13 protein-coding genes are annotated in these 14,568 nt (G+C 62.2%); 12 read left to right on the forward strand and 1 reads right to left on the reverse strand.

Annotated elements, in window-relative coordinates; translation table 11 throughout:
* Positions 1 to 486: 486 nt before the first annotated feature.
* From Q7U29_RS26210 to Q7U29_RS26225, 4 genes are all read left to right on the forward strand, one after another.
* On the forward strand, positions 487 to 801 hold the full coding sequence (locus Q7U29_RS26210) for a hypothetical protein (RefSeq protein ID WP_304746306.1): 315 nt from the start codon (positions 487 to 489) through the stop codon (positions 799 to 801).
* Between the two features lie 152 nt (positions 802 to 953).
* Positions 954 to 2,000 (forward strand): serine hydrolase, encoded by a 1,047-nt coding sequence (locus tag Q7U29_RS26215; protein ID WP_304746308.1) that lies wholly within the window; start codon positions 954 to 956, stop codon positions 1,998 to 2,000.
* A 250-nt stretch (positions 2,001 to 2,250) separates the two neighbouring features.
* Positions 2,251 to 2,532: a type II toxin-antitoxin system Phd/YefM family antitoxin gene (locus Q7U29_RS26220; RefSeq protein ID WP_304746310.1), complete on the forward strand. Its 282-nt coding sequence runs from the start codon at positions 2,251 to 2,253 to the stop codon at positions 2,530 to 2,532.
* Positions 2,529 to 2,951, forward strand: coding sequence for a type II toxin-antitoxin system VapC family toxin (locus Q7U29_RS26225; RefSeq protein ID WP_304746312.1), 423 nt, complete (start codon positions 2,529 to 2,531; stop codon positions 2,949 to 2,951). The genes Q7U29_RS26220 and Q7U29_RS26225 overlap by 4 nt, the downstream gene beginning before the upstream one ends.
* 85 nt (positions 2,952 to 3,036) lie before the next feature.
* On the opposite strand, the gene Q7U29_RS26230 is transcribed toward Q7U29_RS26225, so the two are convergent.
* Complete coding sequence (locus tag Q7U29_RS26230; RefSeq protein WP_304746313.1) at positions 3,037 to 5,166, reverse strand: acetate--CoA ligase family protein; 2,130 nt, start codon at positions 5,164 to 5,166, stop codon at positions 3,037 to 3,039.
* 311 nt (positions 5,167 to 5,477) lie between these two features.
* On the opposite strand from Q7U29_RS26230, the gene Q7U29_RS26235 reads away from it, so the two are divergent.
* The 8 genes from Q7U29_RS26235 to Q7U29_RS26270 form a co-directional block, all read left to right on the forward strand.
* Complete coding sequence (locus Q7U29_RS26235; RefSeq protein ID WP_304746315.1) at positions 5,478 to 6,206, forward strand: GntR family transcriptional regulator; 729 nt, start codon at positions 5,478 to 5,480, stop codon at positions 6,204 to 6,206.
* Between the two features lie 76 nt (positions 6,207 to 6,282).
* Positions 6,283 to 8,016: an oxalyl-CoA decarboxylase gene (oxc, locus tag Q7U29_RS26240; RefSeq protein WP_304746317.1), complete on the forward strand. Its 1,734-nt coding sequence runs from the start codon at positions 6,283 to 6,285 to the stop codon at positions 8,014 to 8,016.
* An 89-nt stretch (positions 8,017 to 8,105) separates the two neighbouring features.
* Positions 8,106 to 9,383 carry a formyl-CoA transferase gene (gene frc, locus Q7U29_RS26245; RefSeq protein WP_304746319.1) on the forward strand — a complete coding sequence of 426 codons (1,278 nt, stop codon included), beginning with the start codon at positions 8,106 to 8,108 and terminating at the stop codon, positions 9,381 to 9,383.
* A gap of 650 nt (positions 9,384 to 10,033) precedes the next feature.
* Positions 10,034 to 11,038 carry a tripartite tricarboxylate transporter substrate binding protein gene (locus tag Q7U29_RS26250; protein WP_304746321.1) on the forward strand — a complete coding sequence of 335 codons (1,005 nt, stop codon included), beginning with the start codon at positions 10,034 to 10,036 and terminating at the stop codon, positions 11,036 to 11,038.
* A 134-nt stretch (positions 11,039 to 11,172) separates the two neighbouring features.
* Positions 11,173 to 11,670: a tripartite tricarboxylate transporter TctB family protein gene (locus tag Q7U29_RS26255; RefSeq protein WP_304746323.1), complete on the forward strand. Its 498-nt coding sequence runs from the start codon at positions 11,173 to 11,175 to the stop codon at positions 11,668 to 11,670.
* 62 nt (positions 11,671 to 11,732) lie between these two features.
* Positions 11,733 to 13,241, forward strand: a complete 1,509-nt coding sequence (locus Q7U29_RS26260) for a tripartite tricarboxylate transporter permease (protein ID WP_304746325.1) — start codon at positions 11,733 to 11,735, stop codon at positions 13,239 to 13,241.
* A 285-nt stretch (positions 13,242 to 13,526) separates the two neighbouring features.
* Entirely contained in the window at positions 13,527 to 13,958 is a 432-nt protein-coding gene (locus Q7U29_RS26265) for a CBS domain-containing protein (RefSeq protein WP_304746327.1), read from the forward strand.
* A gap of 208 nt (positions 13,959 to 14,166) precedes the next feature.
* On the forward strand, positions 14,167 to 14,568 hold a 402-nt coding region (locus Q7U29_RS26270), incomplete at its 3' end, for a nitronate monooxygenase family protein (RefSeq protein WP_304746329.1).

Consider the following 14,568-nt stretch of genomic DNA (forward strand, 5'->3'; position numbering starts at 1 on the left):
CGGCATTCCCCGCGCAATGGTTTACGGCTTATACGTGCTCTCCTCGGTGAGCCCTGCGCTTTTGCCACCGTCATCCGCAGCCTCAGGCTGCGAACTTGACACCAGCCTTTGGGGTGTCAGGACCACACGATTTCGCCGTCCACTTCAGGCGCCTTGGTCAAAGAGCGCCATCCGCGTCCACCGCATCCCCGTCCCGCACTGATGACCTCGGGCAATGCCCCTCTGAATGGGACGGGATGGCGAAACATGTAGCCCAATTTTCATTTCTGGAAAACAGAAATATTTTTTCGCAAGGGGCTTGACATGAATTCTGTAAATCGGAAGTGATTTGCCCGTCGGGTCGTCACACAAGGACAGCAACGTGCCGCCTATCCCAAATTTGTAAGCGGAGCGGTAAGGCCCCTTCCTCCTCGCTGCGGCACCGTCCCATTTAAGCCGCAGTGCCCAATCAAGGTCTGCCAGCAAATTCCAATCGCGAAAGACGAGATGATCAAGGCGATCAGCATGGCCGCATCGTTGACTGCAATCGCAGCCGCCCCCTCGCTCGCGCAGCCGGCGCGCGACGATAGCAGGCTGCAGACGGTCGTATCGGTTCTTCGCGGTTGCGTTCGATCGAATGCAGACGGGGCTCAGGGCGCGGGCATTCAATCGAACAACGAAGCAGTCGAGTTTTTTTATCAGCGCTGCAACGCAACGCTCTCGAGCGCGCTTGCCAAAGCGAACAACGTCGTCGTCCCTCCTGGCCGCTTTCGCTATGTCATTCAAGAGGAGTGGGCTAAAGCGACAGGGTCGGTGCGATGACCCGTCGCGGACTGCGGTCCGGTAGCGATGGCAAGCCTCGTCCATGCCGGACCTCGTGCTATGTCATTCAACGGAGGCCGGCCACGGCCGCACTCTCCAGCCGTGCCGATCGGCTTCAAAGCAGGCCTCGATTTGAAGGAGCCCCGACGTTGATGGAAAGGCCAGCGCGCCTTCGCCTGGTGACGCGCATCCTTGCGATGCTGCTGCTCGGCGCGCCTATTCCGTGGCTATCGGCGCAGCCGTTGTCCGCAACACCGCCAGCCGCAGCCGACATGGACGCCGAACGTCAGGCCGAGCTTTCGAAGACACTCAGAGAGAACTACCGGTCGATTCGGGCGGTGGTCGTCCTACGCGGCGACCTGCCCGTGTTCGAGTACTATCGGCATGGGACCAGTCCCGACGACCTGCTACCCGTCCACTCCGTCACCAAGAGCGTGATGTCGATTCTCGTCGGCATCGCACTCGGTCATGCGGCGTTCGACAGCCTCGACCAACACCTCGGCGATCTCCTGCCCGAGGCTCTGGCGCCGGGCGTCGACTCCCGCGTGCGCGAGATCACGATTCGGCACTTGCTGACGATGAGCTCCGGTTTTAATCCGGCCAGCATCGGCGCACTGCCCCCATCGGCGCGGCTTTGGGCCTGGTCGCTCCATCGCCCGATGCTGGACGCGCCGGGACGGCAGTTCAGCTACGACAATCAAGCCTCGCATCTGCTCTCAGTTGTTCTGACCCGTGCGATCAGGCAGGACCCGCGCCGCTTCGCCCAGCAGCATTTGTTTGGACCCCTTGGAATAGAGAACTACGCGTGGCCGCTCGATGACGAGGGTAACCTGCAAGGGTCGTCCGGGCTCGCCCTCACCGCGCGTGACATGGCGAAAATCGGCAGCCTGTATCTGCGCAGCGGAAGTTGGAATGGAATGCAACTCGTTCCGGAAACGTATGTCACCGAGGCCACGCAGCAACACAACCACGGTGGATCGCCGGTCCGCGCCGCGGATTACGGTTATCTCTGGTGGGTCACCAGGCCACCGGGAGAAACCGCCGCATACTTCGCCGCGGGCATCGGAGGACAGTTGATATATGTCGTGCCCGCGCGCGATCTGGTCGTAGTCATCGCGGGCGATGCGTCCGGCGCAGGCGGCAGACGACTCATAAATCAAGCAATCCTCCCGGCCGTGCAGACGCGGGCTCCACATTAGCTGCTTCGGCAACGCCGGCTGCATTCATCCGGATTGAGGCGTGAGATTCTCCAATCATTTTGGCGAACCTGCTGATCGTAGCTTTCACGCATCGGCTATCGATAATGGCGGCAGTCGGACCGTTTTCCCGCTGGTGTTGTTTGCAACGCAGCAGCGGGGTGGGAATGTCCAATGTAGCGCCTTCTCCCATTGCCCAAAAGCGTCGGGTAATATATAGTCAATATAGTCACTATAGTCATATGAGGGCTCTATGACGAATGCCAACAAGACGCCTTCGCCGCCTATTGGCGGCACATGGACTCTCGCTGTCGCCAAGGCCCGGCTCTCCGAGGTGGTCGATCGTGCCCAAGCCGGCCCGCAGACCATCACCCGTAACGGCAAGCCAAGTGCGGTGATCGTCTCCGCCGAAGAGTGGGCACGCAAGACCGTGCGTAAAGGAACCTTGGCCGAATTCCTGCTCGCATCGCCGTTGCGCGGCGCCGATCTCGATCTGGAGCGCGAGCGCGATGCGCCTCGTGACGTCGTCCTGTGAACTTCCTGCTGGACACCAACGTACTGTCGGAGATGCAGCGACCGGCCCCCGACCTCAAGGTACTTGGCTGGCTTGACGCCGTCGACGAGGATCGGGTGTTCATCAGTGTCGCTTCGATCGCTGAGGTTCGGCGTGGCATTGCCTTGATGAACGGCGGTCGCCGGCGCGACGCGCTGGCCGCCTGGCTCACCAACGATCTGCCGGCACGCTTCGCCGAGCGGATTCTGCCGATTGATCACGCGGTTGCCGAACACTGGGGCGACCTGATGGCGCAGAGTCGCCGAAGCGGCGTTGCGCTTTCCGTTATGGACGGCTTCTTTGCGGCGACCGCGCTCGCCAAAGACCTCACGCTGGTCACGCGCAACGTCAGGGATTTTGCCGCATTCGGCGTACCGCACCTCAACCCGTGGAACGAATAGAGCCGCCCCCGGCCCGATCACCACTCGCGCAAGCGCCGCTGCTGATTTCTCCGCAGCGGCGCTTCGTCGTTGAACCGTTGGACCGTTACAGCAACCCCGCGCCGCGGGCCCATTTGTACTTGGCCCCTAACACCGCGACCGGGATTTCGGTCGAGTAGGCGTAGGCGACGATGCCGTTCTGGTAGAGATAGTCGGCGGCCTCCTCGACTTCGATGTCGCCGGCCAGCGAGGCCACGATCGGCTTCTCGATGCCCTTGGCCTTCATCTCGTTCTTCACCTCGACCATGTTGCGCGCGAACACCATCGGCGGCGTCACGATGGTGTGCCAGTAGCCGAGGATCAGCGCGTGGATGCGCGGGTCTTCGAGACCGAGTTTCACCGTGTTGACGTAAGTGATCGGCGGCTCGCCGCCGGTGATGTCGATCGGGTTGCCGGCGGCGCCGAACGGCGGAATGAATTTGCGGAACGCGGCGTCGAGATCCGGCGGGATCGTCATCAACGACAGTTTGTTGTCGATGCAGGCGTCCGACAGCAGCACGCCGGAACCGCCGGCGCCCGTGATGATGACGACGTTCTCGCCCTTCGGCGTCGGCAGCACCGGAATGCCGCGGGCGAATTCCAGCATGTCCCTCAGAGATCGCGCGCGGATCACGCCGGACTGGTTGAAGACGTCCTCGTAGATCCTGTCGTTGCCGGCGAGCGCGCCGGTATGCGAGCTCGCCGCCTTGGCGCCGGCCGAAGTGCGGCCGGCCTTCAGCACCACGATCGGCTTTTTCTTCGAGACGCGCTTGGCCACTTCGGCAAAGGCACGGCCGTCCTTCAGGTCCTCGCAATGCTGCGCGATGATCTGGGTGTTGTCGTCCTGCTCGAAGAAGGTGAGCAGATCGTCTTCGTCGATGTCCGACTTGTTGCCGAGGCCGACGATGGCGGAGACGCCCATCTTGGCCGAGCGCGAGAAGCCGATGATCGCCATGCCGATGCCGCCGGACTGCGACGACAGCGCCGCCGAGCCCTTGACGTCGTAGGCGGTGCAGAAGGTCGCGCACAGATTGGCGTGGGTATAATAGAAGCCGTAGATGTTCGGCCCCATCAGGCGGATGCCGTATTTCTGGCCGATCGCCTGGATTTCCTCCTGCCCCGCCATGTTGCCGGTTTCGGCATAGCCGGAGGGAATCAGGATCGCGCCGACCACTTTCTTCTCGCCGCATTCGGTCAGGGCCGCCGCGACGAAATTGGCGGGAATCGCGAACACGGCAATGTCGACCTCGCCGGGGACGTCCTTGATCGACTTGTAGACCTTCTTGCCCATGATCTCATCGGCCTTGGGATGGATCGGGTAGATCTCGCCCTTGTAGCCGCCGTTGATGAGGTTCTTCATCACGGAGTTGCCGATCTTGCCGTTCTCGGCGGATGCGCCGATCACCGCCACGGCCTTCGGCTTCATGATCCGGTTCATCTGGCGCACGACGTCGTCATGGTTGGGGCGCGGACGCGGCGCCGGCGGCGCGAAGTCGACGACGATGCGGACGTCGGCGGCGATCGCATTGGCCTTGGTGGCGAACACCGGGTTGAGATCCATTTCCGAAATCTCGGGGAAATCGGTGATCAGCCTGGAAACGTTGACGATGATGTCGGCGATGGCGTCGCGGTTGGCGGGATCGCTGCCGCGCACGCCCTTCAGCATCTCGTGGGCCTGGATGCCGTCCAGCATCGACAGCGCATCGTCCCTGGTCGCGGGCGCGAGGCGGAAGGTGATGTCCTTCAGCACTTCGACCAGCACGCCGCCGAGGCCGAAGGCCACCAGCTTGCCGAACGATCCGTCGGTGACCGCGCCGATGATGACCTCCTGGCCGCCAAGCAGCATCTGCTGCACCTGGATGCCTTCGATCTTGGCGTCGGCCTTGTACTTTTTGGCGTTGGCCAGAATGGTGTCGTAATTCTTCTCGGCGTCGGCAGCGGTCTTGACGCCGACCACCACGCCGCCGGCCTCGGTCTTGTGCAGGATATCAGGCGAGACGATCTTCATGACGACCGGGAAGCCCATGTCGGCCGCGAGCTTGGCTGCCTCGGCGGCGGATTTGGCGACGCCCTCCTTCGGAACCGGGATGCCGTAGGCATCGCAGACCAGTTTGCCTTCCGGCGCCGTCAGACTCGTGCGCTTGTCCGCTTTGACCGCATCCAGAATTTTGCGGACCGCATCTTTGGAACTCGACATTGGCTTCCTCCTTGACGTCTGTTTTTTAATTCCATCGGCAGCGGGCACGAACATCGGAACTGCGCCTTGCGGCGCCGATTCGGTCGGGATTCCGGTGATCGCCAACGCGGGTCCGCGTCCACTGCAGCATCTGGTATGGTCAATCCTGGCCAGTTATGGCATTTGGTATGCCAGAGACAAGATTGTCAAGGCAGGCTAAGGGGCGGAAATGCCGAAAACACTGGCAACTTGACATGGTGGTATTTGGTATGCCAAAAATTGTTTCGGATTTCTTCTGTTAAAAGACGTCTCCCGACCTGAGGAGACCAGTCATGCCCGCACGGAAACCAACCAAGGCACCGCCACCCATGGCCGAGGCTGAAATCGCGATCGTCCGCATTGCGCCGGAGACCAGCTTCAAGAACAAGGCCTACGAAGCCTTGAAGGAAGCCATTCTCAAGATGGACATCTACGCGACGCCGGAACAGGTGATGCTCGACGAGCGCGCGCTGTCGGAACGCCTCGGCGTCAGCCGCACCCCTATCCGCGAAGCCATCGCGATGCTGGAACAGGACGGTTTTGTGAAAACCGTGCCGCGCCGTGGCATCGTGGTCGTGCGCCGGACCAAGAACGAAATCGTCGACATGATCCGGGCCTGGGCCGCGCTCGAGAGCATGGCGGCCCGGCTGATCACGACGACCGCGCGCAAGAAGGACATCTCCGCGCTGCGCGACTTCTTCAAGGATTTCGGCAAGGACCGCCTGCCGCAGAATCATGTCGAGGAATATTCCAAGGCCAACATCGCCTTTCACCAGGCGCTGATCTCGCTGTCGGAATCGCCTGTTCTGGTCGATATGACCAACGACATCCTGCTGCATGTTCGCGGCTACCGGCAGCTGACCATCGGCCGCGTCGACCGCACCGCCACCTCGTTGCCGGAGCACCTGGCCATCATCGAGGCGCTCGAGGAGCGTGACACCGAGCTTGCGGAGAAGCGCGCGCGCGATCACACGCTCGGCCTTGCCGCCTATGTCGAAGCCCACGGGCAAGAGCTCTTCTGACAACGACCGACAACGACAGCTGTTTTTACGAAGCGACGGACCAGTCCGTAACAAAAAACGATCAGGGAGAAGCGGAATGTCCGCAGCAGTACAAAGCATCGATGCCAGCGCGGCCGACGAAGCCGAACAGACCGACGGCTTCAACCTCATCATCGATGCGCTCAAGCTCAACGGCCTGAACACGATCTACGGCGTGCCGGGCATTCCGATCACGGATTTCGGCCGCATGGCGCAGGCCGCGGGCATCCGCGTGCTCTCGTTCCGCCACGAGCAGGCCGCCGGCTACGCCGCCTCGATCGCGGGCTTCCTGACCAAGAAGCCCGGCGTCTGCCTCACCGTCTCGGCGCCCGGCTTCCTCAACGGCCTCACCGCGCTGGCGCACGCCACCACCAACTGTTTTCCGATGATCCTGATCTCCGGCTCGTCCGAACGCGAGATCGTCGACCTGCAGCAGGGCGACTACGAGGAAATGGACCAGCTCGCGATTGCAAAACCGCTGTGCAAGGCCGCGTTCCGCGTGCTGCACGCCGCCGACATCGGCATCGGCCTGGCGCGTGCGATCCGCGCCGCCGTCTCGGGACGCCCGGGCGGCGTCTATCTCGATCTGCCGGCAAAGCTGTTCGGACAGGTGATGGACGCCGAAGCCGGACGGAAGTCGCTGGTCAAGGTGATCGATGCTGCCCCCGCGCAGATCCCCGCCCCCGAAGCGATCAAGCGCGCGCTCGACGTGCTGAAAAGCGCCAAGCGTCCGCTGATCATCCTCGGCAAGGGTGCTGCCTACGCGCAGGCCGACGACGCGATCCGCAGCATGGTCGAGAAATCAGGCATTCCGTTCCTGCCCATGAGCATGGCCAAGGGCCTGTTGCCCGACACCCATCCGCAATGCGCCGGTGCGGCGCGCTCGACGGTGCTGAAGGACAGCGACGTCGTGATGCTGATCGGCGCGCGGCTGAACTGGCTGCTGTCGCACGGCAAGGGCAAGAGCTGGGGCGACGCGCCGAAGAAATTCATCCAGATCGACATCGAGCCGAAGGAAATGGATTCCAACGTCGAGATATCAGCTCCGGTGGTCGGCGACATCGGCTCCTGCGTCGCCGCACTGCTCGCGGGCATGGGCGGCAACTGGACGGCCCCACCGTCCGACTGGACCGGTGCTGTCACCAAGAAGCGCGACGAGAACGTCGCCAAGATGGCGCCGCGGCTGATGAACAACAACTCGCCGATGGACTATCACGGCGCGCTCGGCGTGCTGCGCACCGTCATCAAGGAGCGGCCGGACGCCATCCTGGTCAACGAAGGCGCCAACACGCTCGATCTCGCGCGCGGCATCATCGACATGTACCAGCCGCGCAAGCGCATCGACGTCGGCACCTGGGGCATCATGGGCATCGGCATGGGTTATTGCATCGCGGCCGCGATCGAGACCGGCAAGCCGGTGCTCGCCGTCGAAGGCGACTCGGCCTTTGGCTTTTCCGGCATGGAGGTCGAAACCATCTGCCGCTACAATCTGCCGGTCTGCATCGTGGTCTTCAACAATGACGGCATCTATCGCGGCACCGACGTCAATTCGGCCGGCTCGGATCCGGCACCCACCGTGTTCGTCAGGGGCGCACGCTACGACAAGATGATGGAAGCCTTCGGCGGCGTCGGCGTCAACGCGACCTCGCCGGACGAACTGAAGCGCGCCGTCAACGCGGCGATGGATTCCGGCAAGCCGACCCTGATCAACGCGGTGCTGGACCCGGCCGCCGGCAGCGAGAGCGGCCGCATCGGCAACCTCAACCCGCAAAGCAAGCTGAAGAAGAAATAACCCGCCCACATTCGGCGGGGCCGACGACGGGCCCCGTCTTTATTCCTTCCTGCGCTCGCGCAGGAGCAGACACGATACGGAGCAAGACCATGACAAAGGCGCTGAAGGGCGTTCGCATTCTCGATTTCACCCACGTCCAGTCGGGGCCGACCTGCACGCAGTTGCTGGCATGGTTCGGCGCCGACGTGATCAAGGTCGAGCGCCCCGGCGTCGGCGATATCACGCGCGGCCAGTTGCAGGACGTGCCGAACGTCGACAGCCTGTATTTCACCATGCTCAACCACAACAAGCGCTCGATCACGCTCGACACCAAGAATCCCAAGGGCAAGGAAGTCCTGACCGCGCTGATCAAGAGCTGCGACGTGCTGGTGGAGAATTTCGGTCCGGGCGTGCTCGATCGCATGGGATTTCCCTGGGAGAAGATCCAGAGCATCAACCCGAAGATGATCGTGGCCTCGATCAAGGGTTTTGGCCCGGGCCCGTATGAGGATTGCAAGGTCTACGAGAACGTCGCGCAGTGCACCGGCGGCGCCGCGTCGACCACCGGCTTTCGCGACGGACTGCCGCTGGTCACCGGCGCGCAGATCGGCGACAGCGGCACCGGCCTGCACCTGGCACTCGGCATCGTCACGGCGCTTTATCAGCGCACCGTCACCGGCAAGGGACAGAAGGTCACCGCCGCGATGCAGGACGGCGTGCTCAATCTGGCGCGCGTCAAACTGCGCGATCAGCAGCGGCTGGCCCATGGCCCGCTGAAGGAATACAGCCAGTTCGGCGAAGGCATTCCGTTCGGCGACGCGGTGCCGCGCGCCGGCAACGATTCCGGCGGCGGCCAGCCCGGCCGGATCCTGAAGTGCAAGGGCTGGGAGACCGATCCCAACGCCTATATCTACTTCATCACCCAGGCGCCGGTGTGGGAGAAGATCTGCGACGTGATCGGCGAGCCCGGCTGGAAGACCCATCCGGATTACGCCAAGCCCCCGGCCCGGCTGTCGCGCCTCAACGCCATCTTCGCCCGCATCGAACAGTGGACGATGACCAAGACAAAATTCGAGGCGATGGATATCCTCAACAAGGACGACATCCCCTGCGGCCCGATCCTGTCGATGAAGGAATTGATCGAGGACCAGTCGCTGCGCGCCACCGGCACCGTGGTCGAGGTCGACCATCCCGAGCGCGGCAAGTACTTCTCGGTCGGCAACCCCATCAAGATGTCGGACTCACCGACCGAGGTGACCCGTTCGCCCCTGCTCGGCGAACACACCGACGAAATCCTGCGCCAGGTGCTCGGCTTCAGCGATCATCAGGTCGCGGAGATCCACGATTCCGGCGCGCTCGATCCGCCGCGCAAGGTCGCCGCCGAATAGGGCTCGCTCTGCGAGCACCGATTTCAAAGGCCGCCGGGCGTTCCGGCGGCCTTTTTCACGGACCAGGTATGGCGCGTGACCGGCGTACGCCTCCAACTGGCATTTCGTATACCTAAATATCCCCGATCGGATGCGGTGTCGCGCGGCGGCTCGGCTGACAGCGCACCGGATCTCGCGAATGGCTTCGACTCGATCCTGCACTTCAACGCTGTGTTCGCTCACCTTTGGCCAAGGTTTGAGCAACACCGGACTTGCAACTGCGACAAATTGGCCTACCCTCAATCCGGACGGACTATTCGTTTGCACTCTGGCATATCGCATACCAATATGCTCGCGTTAGCGCGGCAACAACAGAGCGCAACATGGGGGGGCAATCAGGCGGCAAGGTTCGGAATGGCTGGTCCGCAGGACCGCCACTACCTTCGGGGAATATGATCAAACGTCGATCGTGCTACCCATCGAAATCCAAAATACTCCGAAAATTGCGGATGCCACGCTGGAAGGTCCCTCGTACAATTCTGACTGGCAACCGTCTCGCAGGAACAATCCCTGCGGTACGATCGACCGGGACAAGGCCTCAAGGCTGCCCGGAATCAGTTGATGGCAAAGCCGGCCAAGACCGGCGCGCTTGAATCCATTGGGAGAGAGACATGAAGAGTTCTGTTCTGCGTATTGCGCTGGCTACGGTTGCCGCCTTCTGCACCAGCGGCATCGCCTCTGCGGCCTGGGAGCCGGTTCGCCCGGTTGAATTCATCATACCCGCCGGCACCGGCGGCGGCGCCGACCAGATGGCGCGCACGATCCAGGGCATCGTCACCAAGCACAGTCTGATGAAGCAGCCGCTGGTCGTCATCAACAAATCCGGCGGCGCCGGTGGTGAAGGGTTTCTCGACGTCAAGTCGGCGGCGAACAACCCCCACAAGATCATCATCACCCTGTCGAACCTGTTCACGACACCGCTGGCCACCGGCATTCCCTTCAACTGGAAGGATCTCACGCCGGTCGCGATGCTGGCGCTCGACGAATTCGTGCTCTGGGTCAATGCCGAGAAGCCGTACAAGACCGTCAAGGACTACGTCGACGCCGTGAAAAAGGCGCCTCCCGGAAGCATGAAGATGGGCGGCACCGGGTCGAAGCAGGAAGACCAGATCATCACGGTCGCGGTCGAAAAGGCCATCTCGACCAAGTTCACCTACATTCCCTACAAGGGCGGCGGCGAAGTCGCCGTTCAACTGGTCGGCAACCACGTCGATTCCTCCGTCAACAATCCGATCGAGGCGGTGGCGCAGTGGCGCGGCGGCAAGCTTCGTCCGCTCTGCGTATTCGACGGCAAGCCGATGGACTATGGCGATCCCATCGCGGACGGCAAGAGCTGGAAGGATATTCCGACCTGCAAATCGCAGGGGCTCGACATGGAGTATGTGATGCTTCGCGGCATCTTCATGGGACCCAAGGCCACCAAGGACCAGGTCGACTACTACATCGATCTGCTCACGAAGGTGCGCGCCACCACCGAGTGGAAGGATTTCATGAAAAGCGGCGCCTTCAACACGACCTTCATGACCGGGGCTGACTATGCCAAGTGGGTCGAGGTCGAGGAAAAGCGCCACCAGGTTCTCATGAAAGAGGCCGGTTTCCTCAGCGCCGGAAACTGATCACTAAGATTGAGAGACGGGCGAGCACCGCCCTTCGGTGCTCGCCCGCCCGCTACGCACAGCGTGTACCACTGACGAACGCGTGACGCAGAAACGGCTGCGAATGCGAAGCTGCGATTCCGCATGGAGCTTTCATGACGACACATAGTTCAGGCGCTGCCGGCCCAAAGCACAAGTTTGTGGAAGCCGGCATCGCCCTGCTGATTGCGCTCTTCGGGGCTGTCGTGATCGTCGGCAGCCTGAAGGCCGGGATCAACTGGGGCGCCGAGGGTCCGCGCGCCGGATTCTTCCCGTTCTACATCGGGCTGCTCATCATCGTCTCCAGCGCGATCAATTTCTGGCACGTGCTGCGTGACGGGGACGGCGAACTGTTCGCGGAGTGGGTACAGCTTCGCCAGGTCATGAGCGTCGTCATCCCCACCGCGATCTATGTCGGCTCGATGCCGTTCACCGGGCTGTACCTCGCCTCGATCATTTTCATCGGCTACTTCATGCGATGGCTCGGCAAATATCGCTGGGTGACGGTGCTCGGGGTAGCCTTGGGCATGCCGATCATCACCTACTTCATTTTCGAACGTTACTTCATGGTCCCGCTTCCCAAAGGACCGATCGAGGAATGGCTCGGCATCTGAAGCCGGAGTCGTCACCAGCGTCAGCTCAATAAGCGTCAGCTCAGGGTCGCAGGACTTACACCATGGAAGAAATCGTCAATCTGTTTCACGGCTTCGCCGTGGCACTGCAGCCCTTCAACATCATGGTGATGCTGCTCGGCATCGTGCTCGGCGTCATCATCGGCGTGTTGCCGGGACTGGGCGGCGCCAACGGCGTTGCGATCCTGCTGCCGCTGACCTTCAGCATGCCGCCGACGTCGGCCATCATCATGCTGTCCTGCATCTACTGGGGCGCACTGTTCGGCGGCGCCATCACCTCGATTCTGTTCAACATTCCCGGCGAACCATGGTCGGTGGCGACGACATTCGACGGCTATCCGATGGCGCAGCAGGGCAAGGCCGGCGAGGCCCTGACCGCCGCCTTCACCTCCTCCTTCGTCGGCGCGCTGTTCGCCGTCATCATGATCACGCTGGTCGCCCCCCTGGTCGCGAGTTTCGCGCTGCAATTCGGGCCAGCGGAGAAGTTCGCGGTGTATTTCCTGGCGTTCTGCAGTTTCGTCGGCCTGAGCAAGGAACCGCCGTTCAAGACCATCGCGGCGATGATGATGGGCTTTGCGCTCGCCGCCGTCGGCCTCGACTCCATCACCGGACAATTGCGCCTGACCTTCGGGTTCACCGAATTGCTCAACGGCTTCGACTTCCTGATCGCCGTCATCGGCCTGTTCGGCATCGGCGAAATCCTCATCACGATGGAAGAAGGACTGGCCTTCAAGGGCGGCAAGGCAAAGATCGATCTGAAGGTCGTGCTGCAGACCTGGAAAAGCCTGCCCAGATACTGGCTGACGATGCTGCGCTCCTGCTTCATCGGCTGCTGGATGGGCATCACGCCGGCCGGTGCCACGCCGGCGTCGTTCATGAGCTACGGCATCGCCAAGCGGGTTTCGAAGAACGGCAACAATTTCGGCAAGGGCGAGATCGAAGGCGTGATCGCCCCGGAGACCGCGGCGCATGCCGCCGGCACCGCGGCCCTGCTGCCGATGCTGTCGCTCGGCGTGCCCGGCTCGCCGACGGCAGCCGTGCTGCTCGGCGGCCTCTTGATCTGGGGCCTGCAGCCCGGCCCGATGCTGTTCGTCGAGCAGAAGGAATTCGTCTGGGGCCTGATCGCCTCGATGTATCTCGGCAATCTGTTCGGCCTCCTCGTCGTGCTGACCTGCGTGCCGATCTTCGCCGCGATCCTGCGGGTACCGTTCAGCATCATCGCGCCGCTCATCCTGGTGCTGTGCGCGATCGGCGCCTACTCGGTTCACTCCAGCACCTTCGACGTGATGCTGATGCTGGTGTTCGGCGTCGTCGGCTACCTCCTGAAGAAGTGCAACTACCCCCTCGCCCCGCTGGTGCTGGCCATCGTGCTCGGCGACAAGGCGGAAGAAGCATTCCGGCAGTCGCTGCTGGGATCCCAGGGTTCGCTCGGCATCTTCTTCTCCAATCCCCTGGTCTCAACCATCATGGTGCTGGGATTGATCGCGCTGTTCTGGTCCGGGATCCAGGAAGGCTTCACCCGGTTGCGAAGAACCCGGACCGCCGCCGCCTGACACGTCCGTCACATTGCTCTGCTACGAAGCGCGCGCCCATCCCACGATGAGCGCGCGTTTTGCGCTATGGCTTGCCGTCTCTGGTATATTTGGGGGATTTCCAGCGGCCTTCCCGGGCGCGCCTGCGAACGGCACGAGCAGAAGGAATGACAGAAACGTCAGTAATCCTGCCACTTATCGCGATATCGGCAGCGGACACGCAAACGATTGCACATTGACAATTGGCATTATGTATACCAAGATTAGATCGGATCTAGAATTCAGAGCTACCTGAAGGAGGTTGCGATGCAAGTCGGAGACATATTGCGCAAGAAGACTGCGCGTGTTGCGACGATCCGGATGAACGAAACCGTCGGCATTGCCGCCCAGCTCATGCGCGCCAGCAACATCAGCGCGCTCGTGATCAAGGACGTGGTGCGGACCGAGGGCAATACCGCGGTCGGCATGTTCACCGAACGCGACGTGGTTCGCGCCATTGCCGAGCACGGCGCGGCCGGCGTCAACCTGAAAGTGTCGCAGCTGATCTCGGTACAGGAACTGGTGTCGTGCAGCTCCGCCGATACGCTCGAACACGCGCGTCATCTCATGAACAAGAACCATATCCGCCATCTGCCCGTGATCGACAATTACAGCCTGACCGGCGTCATCAGCATCCGCGATATCTCGACCGCGTTCGATGACGAGGCCATGGCCACGCAAACCGTCTTTGCCGCCTGAAGCGCTCGCAGCCCGCAAAAATCGCCGGACTGCATCGAGGAATTGTTCGCCCGGCGGAAACAAAAGCCCCGATTTTGCATGATCGCGTTGTTTCAACGGCGTTCATGCCCGGTAGACTTTTGCCGGGCATCACGTCATCCTGCCCCCTGAAATCTCAAGAAACATAGCGCGCGGATATTCCCGCGCCGGGGAAACAAGAAGGCGGGACATGATCAAAACGCGATTCACCGAACTCGTCGGCGTCGAACACCCGATTGTGCAGGGCGGCATGCAGTGGGTGGGGCGCGCGGAGCTGGTGGCGGCGGTCGCCAATGCTGGCGCGCTCGGCCTGATCACCGCGCTGACGCAGCCGACGCCGGACGATCTCGTCAAGGAAATCGCGCGCTGCCGCGACCTCACCGACAAGCCGTTCGGCGTCAACCTCACCATCCTGCCCTCGATCAAGCCGCCGCCTTACGCCGAATACCGCCAGGCCATCATCGAAAGCGGCATCAGGATCGTCGAGACCGCCGGCAACAAGCCGCAGGAACACGTCACCGAATTCAAGAAGCACGGCGTCATCGTGCTGCACAAATGCACCAGCGTCCGCCACGCGCTGTCGGCGGAGCGG

Origin of the sequence: Bradyrhizobium sp. (genome assembly GCF_030654605.1) — a bacterium.
In the GTDB taxonomy this organism is placed as follows: domain Bacteria; phylum Pseudomonadota; class Alphaproteobacteria; order Rhizobiales; family Xanthobacteraceae; genus Bradyrhizobium.

Excerpts from the sequence above, each read along its gene's own strand:
- Q7U29_RS26230 (WP_304746313.1), bottom strand. The coding sequence starts at position 5,166 with ATGTCGAGTTCCAAAGATGCGGTCCGCAAAATTCTGGATGCGGTCAAA.
- Q7U29_RS26250 (WP_304746321.1), top strand. The coding sequence starts at position 10,034 with ATGAAGAGTTCTGTTCTGCGTATTGCGCTGGCTACGGTTGCCGCCTTC.
- Q7U29_RS26215 (WP_304746308.1), top strand. The coding sequence starts at position 954 with ATGGAAAGGCCAGCGCGCCTTCGCCTGGTGACGCGCATCCTTGCGATG.
- Q7U29_RS26260 (WP_304746325.1), top strand. The coding sequence starts at position 11,733 with ATGGAAGAAATCGTCAATCTGTTTCACGGCTTCGCCGTGGCACTGCAG.
- Q7U29_RS26220 (WP_304746310.1), top strand. The coding sequence starts at position 2,251 with ATGACGAATGCCAACAAGACGCCTTCGCCGCCTATTGGCGGCACATGG.
- Q7U29_RS26255 (WP_304746323.1), top strand. The coding sequence starts at position 11,173 with ATGACGACACATAGTTCAGGCGCTGCCGGCCCAAAGCACAAGTTTGTG.
- Q7U29_RS26265 (WP_304746327.1), top strand. The coding sequence starts at position 13,527 with ATGCAAGTCGGAGACATATTGCGCAAGAAGACTGCGCGTGTTGCGACG.
- Q7U29_RS26210 (WP_304746306.1), top strand. The coding sequence starts at position 487 with ATGATCAAGGCGATCAGCATGGCCGCATCGTTGACTGCAATCGCAGCC.
- Q7U29_RS26235 (WP_304746315.1), top strand. The coding sequence starts at position 5,478 with ATGCCCGCACGGAAACCAACCAAGGCACCGCCACCCATGGCCGAGGCT.
- frc (WP_304746319.1), top strand. The coding sequence starts at position 8,106 with ATGACAAAGGCGCTGAAGGGCGTTCGCATTCTCGATTTCACCCACGTC.
- oxc (WP_304746317.1), top strand. The coding sequence starts at position 6,283 with ATGTCCGCAGCAGTACAAAGCATCGATGCCAGCGCGGCCGACGAAGCC.